Here is a 21,631-nt window from a genome sequence, read left to right as displayed (position 1 = left end):
TCCCCTTTTCCCGGCGTCCCGTTCGGAAGTGTGTTTGATCTTCCGGGCAATTTCGTACGGGGGGAATCCGCGGGAATTGATCCGGCCATTCGGGGGAGGGGCGCACCGCCGCACCCCGCCCCCCGGCCCGCCCGGCGGGGCGCGGTGCGGGGCCCCACCGGTGGGGCCGCAGTGGCGTACGACACACTGTGTGGCGGACCGGCGTATGAGGTGGACCACGTGTCAGCAGCCCGAACTCGCGTACGCTGACGGCGCACTCGCCCGTCGATGCCGGGCCCCGGAGACGCGACACGCCACAGTCCCCGCCGGTCCACCGAGCGCGAGGGACCCATCGGGAGGTACGGAGATGTCCGGGACGACCACGGCCGCGGCACGGCTGCGCAGCGCCGCCGACGGCGCCAACCGCTGGGTCGTCCTCGTCGTCCTCTGCCTCAGCCTGCTGGTGGTCGCGCTCGACGCGACCGTGCTCCACGTCGCCGTCCCCTCGCTCACCGAGGATCTGCGCCCGAGCGCCACCGGACTCCTGTGGATCGTCGACGCCTACCCCCTCGTCTGCGCCTCCCTGCTCATCCTCTTCGGCACGCTGGGTGACCGGGTCGGCAGGCGGCGCGTACTGCTCCTCGGCTACGGCCTCTTCGGCGCCGCCTCCCTGCTCGCCGTCAGCGCCGACACCCCGGCCGTCCTCATAGCGGCCCGCGCCCTGCTCGGCGTCGGCGGCGCGATGATCATGCCCGCCACCCTGTCGATCCTGCGCCAGGTCTTCCCCGACCGGCGGGAACGGGCGCTCGCCATCGGGGTGTGGACCGCGGTGGCCGCGGTCGGCGCCGCCACCGGGCCGGTCGTCGGCGGCTTCCTGGTCGAGCACTTCTGGTGGGGCTCGGTCTTCCTGATCAACATCCCGCTGATGGCGGTCATCCTGCCGCTCGGCCGCTGGCTGCTGCCGGAGTCGCGCGGCTCCCAGGACGGGCCGTGGGACGTGCTGGGCGCACTGATGGCCGCCGCCGGGGTGCTCGGAGTCGTCCTCGGCGTCAAGCGGCTGGGCGGCGGGGCGGCACTCCTGGACCCGGTCGCGCTGGTCCCGCTGGCCCTCGGGCTGGCGCTGCTCGTCCTCTTCGTACGCCGCCAGAAGCGCCGTACGCACCCGCTGATCGACATCTCGATGTTCGCCCGCCCGGCCTTCTCCACCGCCGTCGGCTGCATCGTGCTCGCCATGCTGGCCCTGGTCGGCCTCCAGCTGATCGCCGTCCAGTACCTCCAGCTGGTGCTGGGGCTCAGCCCGCTGGAGACCGGACTGCGGCTGCTGCCGCTGACCTTCGCCGCGATGGCCGCGGGCGCCACCGGCTCGTACACCCTGCGCCGCCTCGGCCCCCGCAGGATGGTGGGCTGGGGCTTCGTGCTGACGGCCTCCTCCGTGCTGCTGCTCACCTCGATGGGCCACCACGACCGGCCCGCCCTGCTGGCCGGTGCCTTCGTCCTGCTCGGCTTCGGGCTCCAGACGACGCTCTTCGGGGCGTACGAGTCGATGCTCAGCGACGCCCCGGCGGAGCGGGCGGGCGGGGCCGCGGCGATAGGCGAGACCTCCTACCAGCTCGGCGCCGGGCTCGGCATCGCCCTCCTCGGCAGCGTCATGAACGCCGCCTACGCCCCCGGCCTCGCCTCCCTGCGCGACCAGGGCGTCCCCGCCCGGGCCGGAGCGGAGGCCTCCCACTCGCTGGGCGAGGCCTACCAGGTCGCCGCCGAGCTGGGCGGCCCGCTCGGAGACCTGCTGCGCTCCACGGCCCGGCACGCCTTCGTCGGCGGGCTGCACATCACGCTCCTCGTCAGCGCCGGGCTCCTGCTGCTCGGCGCGCTGGCCGCGCTGCGGCTGCCGAGGGCGATGGAGTGCCCGCCGAAGGAGTTCTGCTCCGAAGCCGTCCCCGGGCCCGAAGCCGTCCCCGGGCCCGAAGCCGTCCCCGGGCCCGAAGCCGTCCTCGCGCCCGAGGCCGGGGCCGGTGCCGACGAGCCCCGCGTCCCCGCCCCCGCCGGGCCCGAGGCCTCCCCGCGCCCGGCCGCCGGATCCAAGGCCGCAGACCGTCCGGCGCCCGCGACGGCCGAGCGCCCGGCCCGGCGCGTGACGCTCCCCGCGCGGCGCGAGCCGGCCGAGGCGACCGGCCCTGGACGGGCGGCACACTGAGCCGTAACGTCTCCCCGACGCCCTGACTACCACTGCTAGTTTTCGGAAGGCGTGGCCGGACCCCGCCCTTCCGGACACCGTGCGAGCCGCCGGAGGCACCCTCATGTCCAGCACCGAGTCCGCGAAGCCGTCGAAGCTCCCGCCGTTCGACGCCACCGACCCCCTCGGCATCGACGATCTGCTCGGCCCCGACGACCTCGCTATCCGCGACACCGTCCGCACCTGGGCCGCCGACCGGGTCCTGCCGCACATCGCCGAGTGGTACGAGAAGGGGGAGCTGCCCGACATCCGGGAGCTGGCCCGGGAGCTGGGATCGCTCGGCGCGCTCGGCATGTCCCTCGACGGCTATGGCTGCGCCGGGGCGAGCGCCGTCCAGTACGGGCTGGCCTGCCTGGAACTGGAGGCGGCCGACTCCGGGATCCGCTCGCTCGTCTCCGTACAGGGCTCGCTCGCCATGTACGCGATCCACCGCTTCGGTTCCGAGGAGCAGAAGCAGCGGTGGCTGCCCGGCATGGCGGCGGGCGAGACCATCGGCTGCTTCGGGCTGACCGAGCCCGACCACGGCTCCGACCCGGCCGCGATGCGGACGTACGCCAAGCGCGACGGCGACGACTGGGTGCTCACCGGCCGCAAGATGTGGATCACCAACGGCTCGGTCGCCGGGGTCGCGATCGTCTGGGCGCAGACCGACGAGGGCGACGAGGGCCGGGGCATCCGGGGCTTCGTCGTCCCCACCGACACCCCCGGCTTCTCGGCACCGGAGATCCACCACAAGTGGTCGCTGCGCGCCTCGGTCACCAGCGAACTGGTCATGGACGGCGTCCGGCTCCCCGCCGACGCGGTGCTGCCGGAGGCGAAGGGGCTGCGCGGTCCGCTCAGCTGTCTGAGCCACGCGCGGTACGGGATCGTGTGGGGCGCCATGGGCGCGGCGCGGGCGAGCTTCGCGTCGGCGCTCGACTACGCGCGCACCCGGGAACAGTTCGGCCGGCCGATCGGCGGCTTCCAGCTCACCCAGGCGAAGCTCGCGGACATGGCCCTCGAACTGCACAAGGGCATCCTGCTCGCCCACCATCTGGGGAGGCGCATGGACGCGGGACGGCTCCGCCCCGAGCAGGTCAGCTTCGGCAAGCTCAACAACGTGCGGGAGGCCATCGAGATCTGCCGCACCGCGCGCACGATCCTCGGGGCCAACGGGATCTCGCTGGAGTACCCCGTGATGCGGCACGCCACGAATCTGGAGTCGGTGCTCACGTACGAGGGCACCGTGGAGATGCACCAGCTGGTGCTGGGCAAGGCGCTCACCGGTCTCGACGCCTTCCGGTGACCGCGGCACGTCCCGCGGGGCGTGCCGGCCGGAGGCGCTGACCGGAACTTTCCGGCGAGCGCCCTGCTCAGCTCTGGTTGAAGAAGCCGTCGGTCTTCCGGCCGGCGGCTTCGCCCGCCACCACCTGGGTGTCGGCGGGGGAGAGCAGGAAGACCCGGGTGGCCACCCGGTCGATCGAGCCGCGCAGACCGAAGATCAGCCCGGCGGCGAAGTCCACCACGCGCTTGGCGTCGGCGGGGTCCATGGCCGTGAGGTTGACGATCACCGGCACGCCGTCCCGGAACAGCTCACCGATGGCCCGGGCGTCGCGGAAGCTGTCCGGCGTCACCGTGGCGATCCGGCGGTCCCGCTCCTCGGCCGCCTCGGCGGCCACCTGGACCCGGGGGTCGGTGACCCAGGCCTGGTTGCCCGTGCCCGTCTCCGTACCCTCCGTGTACTCGTCGTCGTAGTACCGCTCGTCGTTGTCCTCCACGAGGCCCAGCCAGGCACTTGCCTTGCGCACCGATCCCATGGACGCCTCCTCTCAACCGCGGTTCCTTGGTGTTCCGCATCTCTTACGTATCCCTATGGTCGTCCATGATGCGGATACCGCGCCAAGTGGATAGTCGCCGCGCAGGTGATTCGTGACGTTACTGGTGCAGAACATATGGCGGTTCGTCAGGGTTCCTCCTGGATAAAGGGGGTTCTGATGAGAAAATATGATGCGCCGGTCCGTACGGGTGACCTGGGGGACGTACGGGTGAACGGATCACTCGATACGATGCACGGCGCCCGGGTGCGCGAACGGCGCGCACCGGCTGGAACGGCTCGCGGGGGATCGTCGTGTTCGGAATCGTGAGGCCCTGTACCCACCGGCTCTCCGAAGGTCTGCGGACCGAGTGGATGGCCCATCTCTGCGGTCTCTGCCTGGCTCTGAGGGCGGATCACGGACAGTTCGCCCGGATTGTCACGAACTATGACGGTCTGATCGTCTCGGTCCTGACGGAGGCTCAGACGGGGACCACTCCGGCCGGGCGGCGCACCGCCGGGCCGTGCCCGCTGCGCGCCATGCGGACCGCTCCGGTCGCGATGGGTGAGGGGGCCAGGCTCGCCGCCGCCGTCTCGCTCGTCCTCGCCTCGGCCAAGGTGCGCGACCACGTGGCCGACCGGGACGGGCTGTTGGCCCGGCGGCCGGTCGCGGCGGCGGCCCGCCGGGTGGCGGCGGGCTGGGACCGGGCCGGTGCCCGTACGGGGGCGGCGCTCGGCTTCGACACCGCCCTCCTCGTCGACGCGGTCGACCGGCAGACCGGCATCGAGACGCTCGCCGGGCCCGGCACCCCCCTGCTGACGGTCACCGAGCCCACCGAGACGGCCACCGCGGCGGCCTTCGCCCACACCGCCGTCCTCGCCGGGAAGCCGCGGAACGCGGCCCCGCTCGCGGAGGCCGGACGCCTCTTCGGCCGGCTCGCGCATCTGCTGGACGCCGTGGAGGACCGGGAGGCCGACGCCGCGTCGGGTGCCTGGAACCCGCTCACGGCGACCGGCACCCCGACGGCCGAGGCGCGCCGGCTCTGCGACGACGCGCTGCACGGCGTACGGCTGGCGCTGCGCGAGGTGGAGTTCACGGACGGCCGCCTGGTCCACGTCCTGCTCGCCCATGAACTGCGGCGCTCGGTGGACCGGGCGTTCGGCACGTCGTCCTGCTCGCACCAGGGTCTGGACGTGTCCCAGGGGCTGGTGTCGCCCGACGGCTCCTTCGGGCCGCCGCCGGGGAATCCGTACGGCCCGCCGCCCGGCAACTCCTACGGTCCCACCCCCGGGAACCCGTACGGTCCCACCCCCGGCGGTCCCGCCGCGCCGCCCCCGCCCCGGCCGCCGCGCGACCGGCGCGGGCTGATCGCCGGTTGCCTGGTGTGGGCCGGACTCGCCTGCACCTGCCAGATGTGCTGCGGGAGCTACGAGGACCCGTGGAGCCGGGAGCGGCGGGAGGCACCCTGCCAGAGCTGCGGGGACTGCTGCGAGGCGTGCGACTGCTGCAGCCAGTGCGGTGACGGCTGCTGCTGTTGCGGCGAGTCCTGCGGCTGCGACTGCTGAGCCCGCGGGTGCCCGCCGGTGCGACTGCCGGCGGGCACCCGCGGACCCGCCGCCGGACTACTTCGGCTCGGGGCCCTTCAGCTCGGGCGGCGAGATCTGCGAGGTCTCGATCGCGGACTCGGTGGTGCCCCACTTCGTGAGGATCCGGTCGTAGGTCCCGTCCTTCTTGAGCTGGTTGACGGCCGCCTGGAAGGCCGGGGTCAGCGGACTGCCCTTCTTGAAGGCGAAGCCCACGTCGAGCCGCTTGTACTCGTTGAGGAAGCGGACCCCGTCCTGCTGGCTCACCGCGTAGCGCAGCCCGTTGATGGTGGACATGTTCACGTCGGTGCGGCCCTGCTTGAGGGAGAGCCAGACCGCCGTCGGGTCGGCGTAGGTCTTCACCTCGTAGGGCTTCTCGCCCTTCTCCGCGCACCGGGGCAGGTTCTCCTGGAGGGTCACCTCGAAGGTGGTGCCCGCTCCGGTGGCGACGTTCAGGCCGCACAGGTCGGTGAGGTCGGTGACCTGCTTCAGCTCGCTGTCGTCGCGGACGGCGAAGCCCTGGCCGTCGTTGATGTACGTCACGAAGTCGATGGTCTTGCGGCGCACGTCGGTGACGCCGAAGTTCCCGGTGCCCAGGTCGTACTTCCCGCTGCCGAGCGCCGGCAGGATCGCCTCGAAGGAGGCCACCTCGCGCTTCAGCTCGATGCCGAGCACCCTGGCGACGGCGTCAGCGAAGTCGATGTCCGCGCCGGAGAGCGTGGTGCCGTCCTTCTCGTAGAAGGCGCCGGGCGGGGAGCCGGTGGCCGCCGCGATCCGCAGGGTGCCGGCCTTCCGCACCTCCTCAGGCAGCAGCTTCGCCGCGGCCTCGTCCTTCTTCACCTGGGACACCACGTCGGTGGTGGGGGCGTCCCCCTTCCCGGCCCCGCTCTTCTCGGTGGTGCTCGCCCCGGGCTCCGCCGGGTCGGCGCAGCCGGAGAGGGTCAGCGCGGCGGCGGCGATCAGGGCGAAGAGGGCGCTCTGGCGTGGTCTGGGCATGGCTCTGTTCTTTCTCCGGGTTCGTCGAGGTACGCCGACCGGCCCCGGGCCCGGGAGGGCGCGGAGCGGCGACGGGAGGTTCAGTGGTGCGGACGCGCGGAACGGCGCGGCGGAGCGAGGGGAGGGCGACGCGGTGTGGTGGAGGTGAAGTCACGCGAGGAACAGTGCTCGAACGCCTCAGAGCGGGCGTGAGCAGGGAGAACGGAACAGCAGAGGGTCAGCTCAACAGGAAGAGGACCACACGCGACCGAAGTCGATGTGGGAGCGGGTGACCAGCCACTGCTGCGAATGCATGGGCTCAGTGGAACAGGCATCCGGGTGGACGTCAACCGACGTGAGACATACGGCTCAGAGTGTGGACAGGCTTGACAACGCGCCGTGTTCACCGTTTATCTCGGAGGCGGACCGGCGCTGAGGGGCCCGGTCCACGTGTGGTTCGTGGTGTGAAGGTACGCCCCGTGTTCGATCTCAGCATCCACGGAGCCTCCGCATGCCCCCGCAGACCGATCTGCTGCCTCCCTCCTCCTCCGCGCCACCGCCCGTGAAGAACGACGGCGACCGTGCGGTGCCCCGCATCGTCCCCGTCCGCCGAACAGGCCGCTGGGCGGCGGCAGTTGCCGTCATCATCCTGCTCGCTCTGGCGCTGGACTCGGTCATCCGCAACGAGGCCTTCCAGTGGGACGTCGTCCTCGCCTACTTCGGCACCGCGACCGTCCTGCGCGGGCTCTGGCTCACCCTGTGGCTCACCGCCGTCGTCATGGTGCTCGGCTTCGCGCTCGGGGCACTCCTCGCCGTGCTGCGACTCTCCGGCAACCCCGTTCTGCAGGCGGTGAGTTGGGGGTACGTCTGGCTCTTCCGGTCCACGCCGATCCTGGTCCAGCTGCTGTTCTGGTTCAACATCGGCGCCCTGTACCCGCAGATCCTCGGCGTCAACACCGTCACCCTCCTCGGCCCGGTCTCCATCGCCGTCATCGGGCTGACCCTGCACGAGGCCGCGTACGCCGCCGAGGTCGTCCGGGGCGGCATCCTCTCCGTCGAGCGGGGCCAGGTCGAGGCCGCCCAGTCCCTGGGGCTCGGCCCCTGGCGGCGCTTCCGGCGGATCGTGCTGCCGCAGGCCATGCGCTCCATCGTCCCGCCGGCCGGGAACATGCTGATCGGCACCCTCAAGGGCACCTCCATCGTCAGCATCATCGCCGTGCAGGACCTCCTCTACTCCGTCCAGCTCGTCTACCACCGCACCTACGAGGTCATCCCGCTGCTGCTCGTCGCCACCCTCTGGTACGCGCTCGTCACCTCGCTGCTGAGCATCGGCCAGCGCTATGTCGAGCGCTACTACGCCCGTGGCACGGCGGGTGCGCGATGAGCGCCGCACCCACCCTCGTGGTGATCGGCGGCGGCCCGCGGGGCACCGGCGTCATCGAGCGCATCGCCGCCAACGCCCTTGAGCTGTACGGGGATTCGCCTCTGGACATCCATCTCGTCGACCCCCACCCGGCGGGCGGCGGACGGATCTGGCGCCCCGACCAGTCACCGCTGCTCTGGATGAACTCCATGGCGGAGGACGTCACCATGTTCACCGACGACACGGTCCAGCTGGCCGGACCGGTCGTCGACGGACCCGCCCTGCACGCCTGGGCCGAGGACGTCCGCGCCGGGCGCGTCACCCCCGACGCCGAGCCCGCCGTCCTGGCCGAGATCCACGGCCTCACCGGCCAGACCTTCCCCAGCCGGCGGCTCCAGAGCGCCTACCTCCGCTGGACCTACCAGCGCGCCCTCGCCGCCCTGCCGCCCACCGTCACCGTCCACGAGCACCGCACCACCGCCCTCGCCGTCACCGGCCCCCGCGGCGGCCGCCAGCGCGTCCGGCTGAAGGACCGCACCGCACCCCTCCTCGCCGACCTCGTCGTCCTGACCGTCGGCCACCTGGACGCCGAACCCGACCCGGAACAGGCAGAGTTGAGCACCTTCGCGGCCCGGCACGGGCTGATCCACCTGCCGCCCGACTTCACCGCCGACACCGACCTCAGCGCCCTGCCCGCCGGGGAACCGGTCATCGTCCGGGGCTTCGGACTCGCCTTCGTCGACCTCATGGTCCTGCTCACCGAGGGACGCGGCGGCCGCCACGAGAACGGCGTCTACGTGCCCTCGGGACAGGAGCCCGTGCTGTACGTGGGGTCGCGGCGCGGGGTCCCGTACCACTCCAAGATCGGCTACACCTGGACCGGCGAACGCCCGCCGCCCCGCTACCTGACCCCGCGATGGGCCGACGGGCTGCTCGGCCGCCCCGGACCGCTCGACTTCCGGCGCGACGTGTGGCCGCTGGTCGCCAAGGAGCTGGGCCACGCCCACTACCACCGGCTCTTCACCGCGCACCCCGAGCGCACCGCCCTGGAGTTCGAGGTCTTCGAGGCGAAGTACGCCGCCGCCGACCCCGGCAGCCCCGAACTGGACGGCCTCGTCGCCGCCGCCGTACCCGACCCCGCCGACCGGCTCGACCTGGCGGCGCTCGACCGGCCGCTGGACGGGATCACGTACGAGAGCCCCGAAGCGCTCCAGGACGGGCTGCGCGCCTACATCACGGACGACCTGACCCGCCGTCACGACCCGGAGCACAGCGCGGACCTCGCGGTCTTCGTCGGGCTGCTCTCCGCCTACGCCCAGCTCGTCCGGCTCGGAGACATCGGCAGCTGGTGGCACGGTTTCTTCAGCTACCTCGCCTCCGGCCCGCCCGGCCCCCGCCTCGAACAGCTCCTCGCCCTCTCCCGGGCCGGGATCGTCCGCTTCCTCGGCGCCTCCGTCACCGTGACGGCCGACGAGGAGCGCGGCCTCTTCCGGGCGACCAGCCCCACGGTGCCCGGCGCCCGCACCGAGGCCCGCGCCCTGGTCGAGGCCCGCCTCCCGGACCCCTCGCTCCGGCACACCGCCAGCCCGCTGCTGCACACCCTGTACGAGGGCGGGGCCGCCGTCACCGACACCGGCCTGCTCGCCGTGGACCCTGCCGACAGCCGCGTCCTGGACCGCGACGGCACCCCGCACCCGCGCCGCTTCGCCCTCGGCCCGTTCACCACCGCACGCAACAGCGGGGCCTTCACCCGGCCCCGTACCGGCGGGCCCGCCTTCCGCCAGAACGACGACGCGGCCCGCGCCGCGCTCACCTTCCTGCGCGACCTCTCCTGTCGGGACCGGCTCGCCTCCTGAGCCGCCGCGCCCGCCCCCGTACCACCGCCACCACCGCTCCCAAGGACCCCGCCATGTCGCTCACCAGCGATCCGCCCATCGACCCAGCCGCCGGCACCCCCGGCGGACCCGCCGCGAAGAAGGCCGCCGGCCCCGGCACCGACTACGGGGAGCTGACCGTCGTCCCGGCCCGCCACCCCTGGCGCTGGGCCGCCATCGCCGTCACCGCGGTCCTGGTCGCCCAGTTCATCAGCGGGCTGGTCACCAACCCCGGCTGGGAGTGGGACGTCTTCGCGCAGTTCTTCGCCGCGCCGGTCATCCTCAAGGCCGTCTGGCTCACCCTCCAGCTGACCTTCTACGGCACGGCGCTCGGCTTCGCGCTCGGCATCGTGCTGGCCTTCATGCGGCTGTCGGCCAGCCCGTTCCTGCGGACCGTGGCGTACGGCTACATCTGGGCGTTCCGCTCGATCCCGCTCATCGTGCAGCTGCTGTTCTGGTTCAACCTCGCCTATCTGTACAAGGAGTTGCAGTTCGGCATCCCGTTCGGGCCGGGCTTCTTCACCTTCGACACGATGAACCTCGTCGGCGCGGTGAGCGCGGCCGTCCTCGGACTCGCGCTGCACCAGGCGGCCTACGCGGCGGAGATCGTCCGCGGTGGCGTACTCGCCGTCGGCAGCGGGCAGTTGGAGGCGGCGGCCGCCCTCGGCATCCCCAAGCTGCGCCAGCTGCGCAGGATCGTGCTGCCGCAGGCGATGCGCTCCATCCTGCCCAACGCGGCCAACGAGATCATCTCGCTCTTCAAGGGCACCTCGATCGTCTCCGTCATGGCGATCGGCGAACTCTTCTATCAGGTGCAGGTCGTCTACGGCCGCAGCGGCCGGGTCGTCCCGCTGCTGATGGTCGCCACCGCCTGGTACATCCTCCTCACCACCGCCCTCTCGGTCATCCAGTACTACGTCGAACGTCACTACGCCAAGGGGGCCGTGCGATGAGCGCACCCAGCGATGCCATGGTCGAGATCCGCGCCGTCCACAAGAGCTTCGGCTCCCTGGAGGTGCTGCGCGGCGTCGACCTCTCCGTGCGGCCCGGCGAGGTCACCGTGATCCTCGGCCCCTCCGGCTCCGGCAAGTCCACCCTGCTGCGCACCATCAACCACCTGGAGAAGGTCGACCAGGGGTGGATCAGCGTCGACGGCACCCTCGTCGGCTACCGCAGGGACGGCAACAAGCTCTACGAACTCCGCGAACGCGAAGTGCTCCGCCAGCGCACCAAGATCGGGTTCGTCTTCCAGAACTTCAACCTCTTCCCCCACCTCACCGTGGTGGAGAACATCATCGAGGCGCCCGTCTCCGCCCTGCGCCGCCCCCGCAAGGAGGCCGTCGAGGCGGCGGAGAAGCTGCTCGCCCGGGTCGGCCTCGCCGACAAGGCCTCCGCCTACCCCGGCCAGCTCTCCGGCGGCCAGCAGCAGCGCGTCGCCATCGCCCGCGCCCTCGCGCTGGAGCCCAAGCTGCTCCTCTTCGACGAGCCGACCTCCGCGCTCGACCCGGAGCTGGTCGGTGAGGTCCTCGACGTCATCAAGGACCTGGCCCACGGCGGCACCACGATGATCGTCGTCACCCATGAGATCGGCTTCGCCCGTGAGGTCGCCGACACCGTCGTCTTCATGGACGAGGGCCGGATCGTCGAGCAGGGCCCGCCCGCCGACGTCCTGGACCGTCCCGCCCGGGAACGCACCCGCGCGTTCCTCTCCAAGGTCCTCTGAACCGCCTTCGTGTCCCTTTCATCCGCATCATCCACAAGGAGTACGTACGTGTCCGTCCGCCGCAGCATCACCCTCGCCATCGCCACGCTCACCGCCACCGGACTGCTCACCGCCTGCGGCAACCCCGACGCCTCCACCGACGTGGCCGCGTCCAAGGACAAGAAGGACACCGGGATCAACACCAGCCCCGACCAGGACCGCCTCAGAGGCAAGAAGGCCGACGCCATCGCCGGCCTCGTCCCCGAGGAGATCCGCAAGCGCGGCACGCTGAAGGTCGGGGCCAGCGCGGACGCCGTGCCGCCGCTCGGCTTCTACGCCACCGACGACAAGACCCGGATCGGCTCCGAGATCGACATCGCCACCCTGGTCGCCGACACCCTCGGCCTGAAGCCGGAGTTCGAGCAGGTCTCCTGGGAGAACCTCTTCGTCGGCCTGGACAGCTCCAAGTTCGACGCGGTCCTCTCCAACGTCACCGTGACCGAGGAGCGCAAGGAGAAGTACGACTTCGCCACCTACCGGCTCGACAACATCGCCTTCGAGGCGAAGAAGGGCTCCGGCTGGAAGGTGAACGGCCCGGCCGACGTCGCCGGCAAGACGATCTCGGTCTCCTCCGGCACCAACCAGGAGAAGATCCTCGTCGAGTGGAGCGAGGAGAACGTCAGGGCCGGGCGCAAGCCCGTGGAGATCAAGTACTTCCAGAAGGAGAACGACTACTACCTGCCGCTCCAGTCGGGCCGTATCGACGCCCACCTCGGCCCGAGCCCGTCCGCCGCCTACCACGTGGCGACGGCCGGCCAGAGCGAGATCGCCGGACAGATCTCCGGGGCCGGCGGCGGCCTCCAGGGCAAGATCGCCGCCACCACCAAGAAGGACAGCGGCCTGGTCGAGGCGTACGCCGCCGCGATCGACCACATCATCGAGGACGGCTCGTACGGCAAGGTCCTGGAGCGCTGGGGCCTGACCGGCGAGGCCGTGGAGAAGTCCGAGATCAACCCGCCCGGCCTGCCCAAGACCAAGAGCTGACCCGGGGCACCCCCATCGGGGTCGCGCACCGCCGATGACCACCCGAGGGCTCCGGCCGGCCGGTCCCACTGCCACGGCCCGGCCGGCCGGACACCCCCGGAGCGAGACCCCCGCCCCACCCGTCGACCCGAGAGGTCCCGCCATGTCCGCCCGTACCTCCCTCCATCTGGCCGCCGAGATCGGCGGCCCGCCGCACTACGACGCCGGCCACTACCTCCGCCTCGCCCGGCTCGCCGAAGGCGGCGCCCTCGACTACGTCACCCTCGGCGACTCCTTCGCCCGCCCCGGGCTCGACGCGCTCGCGGTCCTCGCCCGCGTCGCGCCCGCCACCGACCGCATCGGCCTCGTCCCCACCGTCACCACCACCCACACCGAGCCCTTCCACGTCTCCTCGGCCGTCGCCTCCCTGGACTGGGTCAGCAACGGCCGGGCCGGCTGGCACGTCGAGGTCTCCACCACCGAGGCGGAGGCCCGGCTCTTCGGCCGCCGCCCCGCCGCCGCGCCAGCCGCCCTGTGGCAGGAGGCCGGCGAGGTGGCCGACGTCTCCGCGCGGCTCTGGGACAGCTGGGAGGACGACGCCGAGATCCGTGACACCGCGACCGGACGCTTCATCGACCGGGACAAGCTGCACTACGTCGACTTCACCGGCTCCACCTTCACCGTGAAGGGCCCGGCCATCGTGCCCCGGCCGCCCCAGGGCCGCCCCGTCACCGTCATCGACGCCGTCGGCGCCCCCGCCAAGGAGGCCGCCGCCCGGCACGCCGACGTCATCCACATCCGGGCCACCACCCCGGAACAGGCCGCCGCCCTCCGCCACGAACTGCGCACCAGGGCCGCCTCCCACGGGCGCGACCCCGACGCGCTGCGGGTCCTGGTCGCGCTCACCGTCGACCTCGGGGACGTCGAGAGCGCTCCCGAACCCGGACTGGAGAGCGGTCCCCGGCTCGCCGCCCGCGGCACCTACTTCCGCGGCGGACCGGTCGACCTGGCCGACCTCATCGCCCAGTGGCACCGCTCGGGCGCGGCCGACGGCTTCCACCTCACGCCCATCACCCCCGAGCGCGACCTCGAAAGGATCGTCAACGGCACCGTGGCCCTCCTCCAGCACCGCAGCCTCTTCCGCACCTTCCACCCCGGCGGAACCCTGCGCGAACACCTGGGCCTCACCCGCCCCGCCAGCCGCTACGCGCGTGCCGCGACCGCGTCGAAGGGGGCCTGACCGTGGCCCGCACCATGCATCTGGCCGCCCACTTCCCGGGCGTCAACGCCACCACCGTGTGGGCCGACCCCCGCTCCCGCAGCCAGATCGACTTCTCCTCCTTCGTCCATCTGGCCCGGACGGCGGAGCGCGGCAAGTTCGACTTCTTCTTCCTCGCCGAAGGGCTGCGGCTGCGCGAGCACAACGGGCGCATCCACGACCTCGACGTGGTCGGCCGCCCCGAGTCGCTGACCGTGCTGAGCGCGTTGGCCGCCGTCACCGAACGGCTCGGCCTCGCCGCCACCGTCAACGCCACCTTCAACGAGCCCTACGAACTGGCCCGCCGCCTCGCCACCCTCGACCACCTCAGCGAGGGGCGCGCCGCCTGGAACGTGGTGACCTCCTCCGACGCCTTCACCGGGGAGAACTTCCGCCGGGGCGGCTATCTGGACCGGGCGGAGCGCTACACCCGGGCCGCCGAGTTCGTCGCCACCGCCCGGGAGCTGTGGGACTCCTGGACCCCGGACGGCGCGTCGCGCCCCTTCGCGCACGAGGGCGGACAGTTCACGATCTCCGGCGAGTTCACCGTGCCCCGCTCCCCGCAGGGTCACCCGGTGGTCATCCAGGCCGGGGACTCCGGCGAGGGCCGGGAGTTCGCGGCCTCCGCCGCCGACATCATCTTCACCCGGCACGGCACCCTGGAGGCGGGCCGCGCCTTCTACGCCGACGTCAAGGCCCGGCTCGCCGCGTACGGGCGGGAGCCCGACGACCTCAAGATCATGCCCGGGGTCACCGTTGTGGTCGGGGACACCGACGCCGAGGCGCAGGAGCGGGCGTACGAGATCCGCCGGCAGCAGGTCTCCCCGCAGAACGCGCTCCTCGCCGCCGAACAGCTCTGGGGCCGCGACCTCTCCGCGTACGACCCCGACGGGCCGCTCCCCGAGGTCGACCCGGTCGTCGACTCGGGCCTGGTCAAGGGGCGGGTCCTGCACGGCGACCCGTTCGCGGTGGTCGCCCGGTGGCGGGCGGTCGCCGCGGCCAAGGGGCTCTCCCTGCGCCAGACGGTGATCGAGACGACCACCCGGCAGTCCTTCATCGGCTCGCCGCGGACGGTCGCGGCGGAGCTGACCGCGTTCGTCGACGAGCGGGCGGCCGACGGCTTCATCCTCGTCCCCCATCTCACCCCCGGCGGCCTGGACGACTTCGTCGACCGGGTCGTCCCGCTCCTCCAGGAGAGCGGCGCGTTCCGCTCCGAATACTCCGGCTCCACGCTGCGGTCGCACCTCGGCCTCGCGGAGCCGGTGTGGAAAGGTTGACCATATGAGCACGGACGCAGGACAGCACCAGCAGGCCGGGGGACCGGACGAGGCGGCCGAGGAGTGGCGGCGGTGGCACGAGGGGCGCGTCCTCGCGATCGCGGCCCCGTACGGCCCGCTCGCCCTGACCGGAACGCACTGGCTCTCCGACTACCCGGAAGGGCGAATTCCGGCCGTCCCGGGCCAGTGGCGCGAGGACGGTGACGCGGTGGTGCTGACCGCCACCGCCGAGGACGGCATCGTGGTCGACGGCAAGCCGCTGACCGGCGAGGTCCGGCTCGGCGCGGACAGCGGCCCCGCCGACGACGCCCGGGTGGCGCTCGGGGACCGGCGACTGGCCGTGATCCGCCGCGAAGGGCTCTGGGCGGTACGGGACTTCGACCCGGACGCACCCGCGCGGCACGCCTTCTCGACCGTCGACGCCACCCCGTACGACCCGGCCTGGGTGGTGCCGGGGACCTTCCGGCCGTACCCCGAGGAGCGGGACGTCCGGGTGGCGAACGCGGACGGGGCCGAACGGGGGCTCGGGCTCGGCGGGGAGCTGGCCTTCACGGTGGCCGGGGAGGAGCACACGCTCCAGGTCACGGTCGAGGAGGACGGTTCGCTCTGGGCCGTCTTCGCCGACGCCACCAGCGGGAACGGCAGCTACCGCTTCCGCTTCCTGCGCCCCGGGACGCCCGCCGGGGACGGCGGCCTGAGCATCGACTTCAACCGCGCGCTGCTGCCGCCGTGCGCCTTCGCGGACCACTTCCTCTGCCCCTTCCCGCCCCCGGGCAACACCCTCACCGTGCCGGTCGCGGCGGGGGAGCGGAACCGCCTGGACGCCTGACCCGCACGGGCTTCCCGGACCCGCGCGCACCCCGGCCCCCGGCGGCCCGACGGCTGCCGGGGGCCGGGGTGCGGGTGGGACCCGCGTGGCCGAAAGGCATCCTTGCGTCTGCTGTCCGGACGCCTCGATACTCCCGTCAGCGATTGTCAGGGGCATGGCGAATTCGAGATCCGGACACGCCCCCGACTGCGTCTCACGGGCCCGCCACCCCACAGGAGGGCCCCCGATTCCCCTCGGAGGAACCCGAAGTGAGGATCAAGCGCACCAACCCCCGCCGCAACCACGGGAGACGTGTCCGTACCACGGCCGTCCTCGCCGGACTCGCCGCCGTCGCGGCGTTCACCGTCCCCACCGCCAGTGCCGAACCCACCGGTACGTTCAGCGCCAACCAGCTGGCCTCCGCGAGCGACGCCGTCCTCGGTGCCGACATCGCGGGCACCGCCTGGAACATCGACCCGAAGACCAACCGCCTCCTGGTCACCGTGGACAGCACGGTCACCCAGGCGGAGATCGCGCAGATCAAGAAGGCCGCGGGGGCCAACGCCTCCGCCCTCACCATCGAGCGCACGCCCGGCACGTTCAGCAAGCTGATCTCCGGCGGCGACGCGATCTACTCCGCCACCGGACGCTGCTCGCTGGGCTTCAACGTCCGCAGCGGCTCCACCTACTACTTCCTGACCGCCGGCCACTGCACCAACGGCACGGGCACCTGGTACGCCAACTCCGCCCGCACCACCGTGCTCGGCACGACCTCCGGGTCCAGCTTCCCGAACAACGACTACGGCATCGTGCGCTACACCAACACCACGATCCCCAAGGACGGTTCGGTCGGCGGCCAGGACATCACCAGCGCCGCCAACGCCACCGTCGGGATGGCCGTCACCCGCCGCGGCTCCACCACCGGAACCCGCAGCGGCTCGGTGACCGGCCTCAACGCCACGGTCAACTACGGCGGCGGCGACGTCGTGTACGGCATGATCCGCACCAACGTCTGCGCCGAGCCCGGCGACTCCGGTGGCCCGCTGTACTCGGGCACCCGGGCGATCGGCCTCACCTCCGGCGGCAGCGGCAACTGCTCCTCCGGCGGCACGACCTTCTTCCAGCCGGTCGTGGAAGCCCTGAACGCGTACGGCGTCAGCGTGTACTGACCGGCGTACGGGGCGCACCGCGGCCCCTGACCCGGCGCACCGGGCCCGCCCCCCGACGTACCGGCCGGGCCCGGTGCGGACCGCACCCCCGAGCCCCCGTCCGGAACGCCGGACGGGGGCTCCCGCACGCCCCCGGCGCCTGAGACGATGGCGCGAGGACGGGCCGCACGGGAAGCGCCGACACCAGGGGGTCCAGCTCCGTGAATCGCATCGGGATCACCGGTCACCGCACCATCCCCGTCCGGGCCCGGAGCCATGTGCTCGCCGGACTGCGCTCGGCCCTCGCCGGGCTCGACGGCGCCACGGAGGTGCTCTCCAGCCTGGCCGTCGGCGCGGACCAGCTCTTCGCGGATCTGGCCCTCGCCCGGGGCGCCAAGCTGACGGCGGTGATCCCCAGCGGCGACTACGAGGCCTGCTTCGACACCGCCGCCGACCTCGCCCGCTACCGGCTCCTGAAGTCCCGTGCCGCCCAGGAGATCCGGCTCGACTTCCCGCACTCCACCGACGAGGCGTACTACGCGGCGGGCGCCTACATCGCCGACCACTGCGACCTGCTGCTGGCCGTCTGGGACGGCCACCCGGCCCGGGGCCTCGGCGGCACCGGGGACATCGTGGACTACGCCCGCACGTTGGGCCGCCCGGTCACCGTCATCTGGCGGGACGGCGTGGAGCGGGGCTGACCCAGAATTGATGATCCGTCATGTGCGGTGCCGGACCAGCCAGTCCGTGTGCTCGGGCGAGACGATCCGCTCGGTCTCGAAGACCGCCACCGGCCACTGCCGCTCGGTGAGCGTGGTCTCCATCGCGGCCTGCATCGACTCCAGATCGTCCTCCACCAGGGAGTGCGCGGAGACCAGCGGATGGTGGCGGCGCAGCTCGTTCCAGGCGAGACAGGCCGCGCCGGCCGCCGACAGCACCCCGGTCAGCCCGAGCGAGCGCCCCACCCCGAAGGTCTGCAGCACGCTCAGCACCAGCGCGGGCAGGGTCAGGGCGACGATCGCCCCGGACCAGACGAGCGCGCCGCGCCGGGAGGTCAGCCGCCGTCTGCGATACCACCGCCGCTGCTCGATCAGCCGGTCCCGTACGTAGGTCTCCTTGCGGACGGTGAAGGCCTTCTCCCGTAACTCCCGCATGGATTCCGTGATGACCGCGCCGTCCTTCTCCGCCATCGTCTCCCGGGGGTCCGTCCAGCCCACCTTCCGCAGTTCCTGGAGCCCCTCCTCCAGCCGGCTGGCGAAGAGCGCCTCGGGGTGCCGGGCAGAGGTGTCGAAGGGTGAACCGTGGACCGCGTACCGCCAGCAGAGGGACTTGATGAACTCCGCCGCGGAACGGTTGAGTTGCCAGTGCGACTTTGCTTTGCGGCGGGAGGCGAGATAGGTCGTGAACAGGACACCCAGATACGCCAACACCGAGGCTCCGTAGAGGAGTTGGACGGCCGGCCCGTCGTCGGCGTGCCAGGGGAGCGCCGCGGGCACCGCACCCGCCACGAGCAGCGCCAGCTGGGCCCGGGTGGTGTTCGCGGCCTCCCGCTGGCGGGAGACGGCGATGGCGTCCGTACGGTGAAAGAGGGCGGGCAGGTCGGCGTTCCTGAAGACCATGCTCTGAAGAGGTCCGGGAATCGCCGTCATGTTCACTCCCGTATCCCATGTAGTCGGGGCTCCGTTGTCGGAATGAAAGATTCCGAACCATTTGGAGCAGTCCCGTATGTCACTCGGACTACGAGGCCGCGACACGAGTTGCGCACCTTGTTCCTGAGAGTAAAGTCGTGCCGCCAGGCACTGCAATGGTGCAACTGGCGGTGGTGCCCCCCTGACCGGAACGAACCCCTCTAGGACGGCCGTGAAGACCTACGAATCATCCCCCATCTTCGCTGATGCGAAGGAGAGCCGTGTGCCGCTCGCCAAGATCGATCTCTCCGGCGGCCGGGCCGCCCGGAAGCTCGCGCGCGTGGTTCCCGCGGCCGGCGGTCGCCTTCCCCGCATTTCCACTTTCAACTCCGCTCTCTGAGACCCTCTCCGAAGGATTCGGTTCCCCTCCGAAGGCTTTCGCGCCGACGGAATTCCGGCCCGGAATGCTGGACTAGACTGGGGGAATGACAGGACCCGCGGTCCCGTTCCGCGAAATCGTTCTGAAGGTTCACAGCAGGTGCGATCTGGCCTGCGACCATTGTTATGTCTACGAACATGCTGATCAGAGCTGGCGAACCCGGCCGAAGACGATCTCTGACCAGGTTGTTTCCCGGACGGCTCGACGCCTGGCCGAACACGCCGGGACCCACGCCCTGCCCTCCGTGACAGTGATCCTGCACGGAGGGGAGCCCCTGCTCGCCGGACCGGCCCGACTGCGCCTGGTCTGCGAGGAGTTCACCTCGGCCCTGGCGGGCATCGCCGAACTGGATCTGCGGATCCACACCAACGGCCTCCAGCTCAGCCCCCGTTACCTCGACCTGTTCGACGAGTTCCACGTCAGGGTGGGCATCTCCCTCGACGGCGACCGCGCCGCCAACGACCGCCACCGCCGCTACGCCGACGGCCGCAGCAGCCACGCCCGGGTCCTCAAGGCCGTGGACCTGCTCCGCCAGGAGCGCTACCGCCACCTCGATCTCGGCCTCCTCTGCACGGTCGACCTCGCCAACGACCCGGTCGCGGTCCTCGACGCGCTCACCGAACTCCGGCCGCCCCTCATCGACTTCCTCCTGCCGCACGCCACCTGGGCCGAGCCGCCGCCGCGCCCGGACGGATCGCCCACCGCCTACGCCGCGTGGCTGCTCACCGTCTTCGACCGCTGGCAGGAACAGGGGCGGCCGATGCCGGTCCGCCTCTTCTCCTCGGTCCTCTCCACCCTCGACGGCGGCCCCAGCCTCACCGAATCCCTCGGGCTCGCCCCCACGGACCTGGTCGTCGTCGAGACCGACGGCCGGCTGGAGCAGGTCGACTCCCTCAAGAGCGCCTACGAAGGGGCCGCGGCCACCGGCTTCGACGTCTTCACCCACAGCTTCGACGAGGTCGCCGCGCACCCCGGGATCCGCGCCCGCCAGCTCGGTCTGGCCGGGGTCAGCGCGACCTGCCGCCGCTGCCCCGTCGTACGCTCGTGCGGCGGCGGGCTCTACACCCACCGCTACAGCCCGGCGGGCGGCTTCGACAACCCCTCCGTCTACTGCGCCGACCTGGCCGCGCTGATCCGGGGCATCGAGGAGCGCACGGCAGCCGCGCGCGAGTCGCCCGCCGTCCGCGATCCGGGCGAACTGCTCGCCGCCCAGCAGGATCTGACCCGCACCCTGCTCGCCCACCTCCACGACAGCCTCGACGGCGCGGGCGGGGAGACCTGGGCGCAGGCGTGGGAGCTGGCCGCCGAGGTGGAGAGTTCCCCGGCCGGCCAGGCGGGGCTGGACCTGGTCCTCGCCCACCCCTACACCCGGACCTGGCTGATCGACACCCTGGAGGCGGTGGTGGCCGGCCGGCCGGTGGACGGGCCCCCGGTGGAGCGGCTGGCCGCGTCGGTGGCCGCCGCCGCCGTGCACGCCCGTCTCGACCTGGCCGTCCCGGTGGTCCACCGCGACGGCCGCCTCTTCCTGCCGACCCTGGGGGAGGTCCGGATCGGCGGGGCCGGGGAGCCGGGGACGGCAGTGGTGCGCGCGGAGGGCGAGGGCTTCGCCGTACGCGCCGGAGCGACCGTGCTGCACATCGCACGCGGAGCCGGAGAGGGCGCGCACTGGCGGCCCGTACGCGCGCTGGGGGCGGGCGTCCGGTCCGTACGCGCCCCGGAGGCGACGGCCGACCGCCCCGGCCCCAGCACCGGACCCGGTCACGCACCGAACCCTGGACCCGGTCACGTACCGGCCCCCGAACCCGGAGACGTACGCGGCCCCGGTCCCGTACACGTACTCCTCGACGATCTCGATCCGTACCGCTCCTGCTTCGAGGCGCCCACCGCCCACCGGCTGGACGGGCCCGGCGCCGCCGCCTGGTCCGCCACGCTCGCGGAGGCCTGGGCGCTGCTGGCGGAGACCGTGCCGGACCAGGTCGCGGAGGCGGCCGCCGTCCTCACCACCCTCACCCCGCTCACCGGGGGCTCCCCGGTCCAGGCCGGGCGCCATGGGTACGGGGCGCTCGGGATCGCGGCAGGGGGCGACGCCCGCACCCTCGCGACCGCCCTGCTGCGCGGGTTCCGGCGGGCGAAGCTGCGGGCGCTGTGCCAGGTCACGGATCTGTACGCGTCGGACGGTTCCTGGGATCATCGGTTGCCCTGGCAGGAGGAGCGGGGGCGGCAGGAGGAGGCCGTTCCGTTCTCCCGGCTGCTGGCGGAGACCTATGAGCGGGCCGGGCTCGCCCTCTTCGCCCCGGAGTTCCTCGCCGGGGTTCCGCAAGCGCTCGACCTGATCGAGGAAGCGGCCGAGACGACCGTCGACGGTAAACAATTGCTCGCCGTGATGCGTAAAGAGATCAACGGAACAGACGGGACATCAGGGAAGAACGGTTGCAAGACCGGTACGGACCGGACGGCAGTGCGGTGAAGACGGACGCGGTTGACTGAAAAGTAGCGTTCAATGACCGAACGGCAGGGGGGTGGAGCGCAGTCCGCTCCGGAATGATGA

18 protein-coding genes are annotated in these 21,631 nt (G+C 72.3%); 15 read left to right on the top strand and 3 right to left on the bottom strand.

What is annotated here, in order from left to right; translation table 11 throughout:
* The first annotated feature begins 346 nt into the window (after positions 1-346).
* Both ACQ9ZG_RS05490 and ACQ9ZG_RS05485 read left to right on the top strand, forming a co-directional pair.
* Positions 347-2,173 carry an MFS transporter gene (locus ACQ9ZG_RS05490; RefSeq protein ID WP_499280023.1) on the top strand — a complete coding sequence of 609 codons (1,827 nt, stop codon included), beginning with the start codon at positions 347-349 and terminating at the stop codon, positions 2,171-2,173.
* Positions 2,174-2,276: 103 nt separating this feature from the next.
* The gene (locus tag ACQ9ZG_RS05485) at positions 2,277-3,497 is read left to right on the top strand and encodes an acyl-CoA dehydrogenase family protein (RefSeq protein ID WP_109917542.1); all 1,221 of its coding nucleotides are present in this window, start codon (positions 2,277-2,279) and stop codon (positions 3,495-3,497) included.
* A 67-nt stretch (positions 3,498-3,564) separates the two neighbouring features.
* On the opposite strand, the gene ACQ9ZG_RS05480 is transcribed toward ACQ9ZG_RS05485, so the two are convergent.
* Positions 3,565-4,008: a cell division protein SepF gene (locus ACQ9ZG_RS05480; protein WP_028419897.1), complete on the bottom strand. Its 444-nt coding sequence runs from the start codon at positions 4,006-4,008 to the stop codon at positions 3,565-3,567.
* A 311-nt stretch (positions 4,009-4,319) separates the two neighbouring features.
* On the opposite strand from ACQ9ZG_RS05480, the gene ACQ9ZG_RS05475 reads away from it, so the two are divergent.
* Positions 4,320-5,570, top strand: a complete 1,251-nt coding sequence (locus tag ACQ9ZG_RS05475) for a DUF5685 family protein (RefSeq protein WP_499280021.1) — start codon at positions 4,320-4,322, stop codon at positions 5,568-5,570.
* 57 nt (positions 5,571-5,627) lie between these two features.
* Here ACQ9ZG_RS05475 and ACQ9ZG_RS05470 read toward each other — a convergent pair whose 3' ends face one another.
* The gene (locus ACQ9ZG_RS05470) at positions 5,628-6,584 is read right to left on the bottom strand and encodes an ABC transporter substrate-binding protein (protein WP_109915672.1); all 957 of its coding nucleotides are present in this window, start codon (positions 6,582-6,584) and stop codon (positions 5,628-5,630) included.
* Positions 6,585-7,074: 490 nt separating this feature from the next.
* Between ACQ9ZG_RS05470 and ACQ9ZG_RS05465 the strand changes: the two genes are divergently transcribed.
* From ACQ9ZG_RS05465 to ACQ9ZG_RS05420, 10 genes are all read left to right on the top strand, one after another.
* The gene (locus ACQ9ZG_RS05465; protein ID WP_109915671.1) at positions 7,075-7,947 is read left to right on the top strand and encodes an amino acid ABC transporter permease; all 873 of its coding nucleotides are present in this window, start codon (positions 7,075-7,077) and stop codon (positions 7,945-7,947) included.
* A complete protein-coding gene (locus tag ACQ9ZG_RS05460) occupies positions 7,944-9,782 on the top strand; it encodes an FAD/NAD(P)-binding protein (protein WP_109915670.1) in 1,839 nt (612 codons plus the stop codon). Before ACQ9ZG_RS05465 ends, ACQ9ZG_RS05460 begins: the two co-directional genes overlap by 4 nt.
* Before the next feature lie 53 nt (positions 9,783-9,835).
* Positions 9,836-10,753: an amino acid ABC transporter permease gene (locus ACQ9ZG_RS05455; RefSeq protein ID WP_109915669.1), complete on the top strand. Its 918-nt coding sequence runs from the start codon at positions 9,836-9,838 to the stop codon at positions 10,751-10,753.
* Between the two features lie 17 nt (positions 10,754-10,770).
* Complete coding sequence (locus tag ACQ9ZG_RS05450) at positions 10,771-11,523, top strand: amino acid ABC transporter ATP-binding protein (protein WP_109915668.1); 753 nt, start codon at positions 10,771-10,773, stop codon at positions 11,521-11,523.
* 48 nt (positions 11,524-11,571) lie between these two features.
* Positions 11,572-12,546, top strand: coding sequence for an ABC transporter substrate-binding protein (locus ACQ9ZG_RS05445; RefSeq protein ID WP_109915667.1), 975 nt, complete (start codon positions 11,572-11,574; stop codon positions 12,544-12,546).
* A 142-nt stretch (positions 12,547-12,688) separates the two neighbouring features.
* Complete coding sequence (locus tag ACQ9ZG_RS05440; protein WP_109915666.1) at positions 12,689-13,765, top strand: LLM class flavin-dependent oxidoreductase; 1,077 nt, start codon at positions 12,689-12,691, stop codon at positions 13,763-13,765.
* Positions 13,766-13,779: 14 nt separating this feature from the next.
* Positions 13,780-15,060, top strand: a complete 1,281-nt coding sequence (locus tag ACQ9ZG_RS05435; RefSeq protein WP_109915673.1) for an NtaA/DmoA family FMN-dependent monooxygenase — start codon at positions 13,780-13,782, stop codon at positions 15,058-15,060.
* Between the two features lie 4 nt (positions 15,061-15,064).
* Positions 15,065-15,889, top strand: a complete 825-nt coding sequence (locus ACQ9ZG_RS05430) for a DUF1684 domain-containing protein (protein ID WP_109915665.1) — start codon at positions 15,065-15,067, stop codon at positions 15,887-15,889.
* 248 nt (positions 15,890-16,137) lie between these two features.
* On the top strand, positions 16,138-17,037 hold the full coding sequence (locus ACQ9ZG_RS05425; protein WP_018487987.1) for a S1 family peptidase: 900 nt from the start codon (positions 16,138-16,140) through the stop codon (positions 17,035-17,037).
* Between the two features lie 200 nt (positions 17,038-17,237).
* Positions 17,238-17,717, top strand: a complete 480-nt coding sequence (locus tag ACQ9ZG_RS05420; RefSeq protein ID WP_084996228.1) for a hypothetical protein — start codon at positions 17,238-17,240, stop codon at positions 17,715-17,717.
* Positions 17,718-17,735: 18 nt separating this feature from the next.
* Here the strand turns inward: ACQ9ZG_RS05420 and ACQ9ZG_RS05415 are convergent, their stop codons facing one another.
* A complete protein-coding gene (locus tag ACQ9ZG_RS05415) occupies positions 17,736-18,665 on the bottom strand; it encodes a DUF4231 domain-containing protein (protein WP_181398262.1) in 930 nt (309 codons plus the stop codon).
* 211 nt (positions 18,666-18,876) lie between these two features.
* On the opposite strand from ACQ9ZG_RS05415, the gene fxsA reads away from it, so the two are divergent.
* Positions 18,877-19,044, top strand: a complete 168-nt coding sequence (gene fxsA, locus ACQ9ZG_RS05410) for an FxSxx-COOH cyclophane-containing RiPP peptide (RefSeq protein ID WP_078562717.1) — start codon at positions 18,877-18,879, stop codon at positions 19,042-19,044.
* An 85-nt stretch (positions 19,045-19,129) separates the two neighbouring features.
* Positions 19,130-21,550, top strand: coding sequence for a radical SAM/SPASM protein FxsBH, inactivated beta-hydroxylase extension form (gene fxsBH, locus ACQ9ZG_RS05405; RefSeq protein WP_499280019.1), 2,421 nt, complete (start codon positions 19,130-19,132; stop codon positions 21,548-21,550).
* Positions 21,551-21,631 lie beyond the last annotated feature (81 nt).

The sequence above is a fragment of the Streptomyces araujoniae genome, assembly GCF_050871195.1.
Lineage (GTDB): Bacteria > Actinomycetota > Actinomycetes > Streptomycetales > Streptomycetaceae > Streptomyces > Streptomyces bacillaris.
The sequence above is the reverse complement of the archived record's forward strand: the minus strand, read 5'-3'. Positions and strand labels throughout refer to the sequence as shown.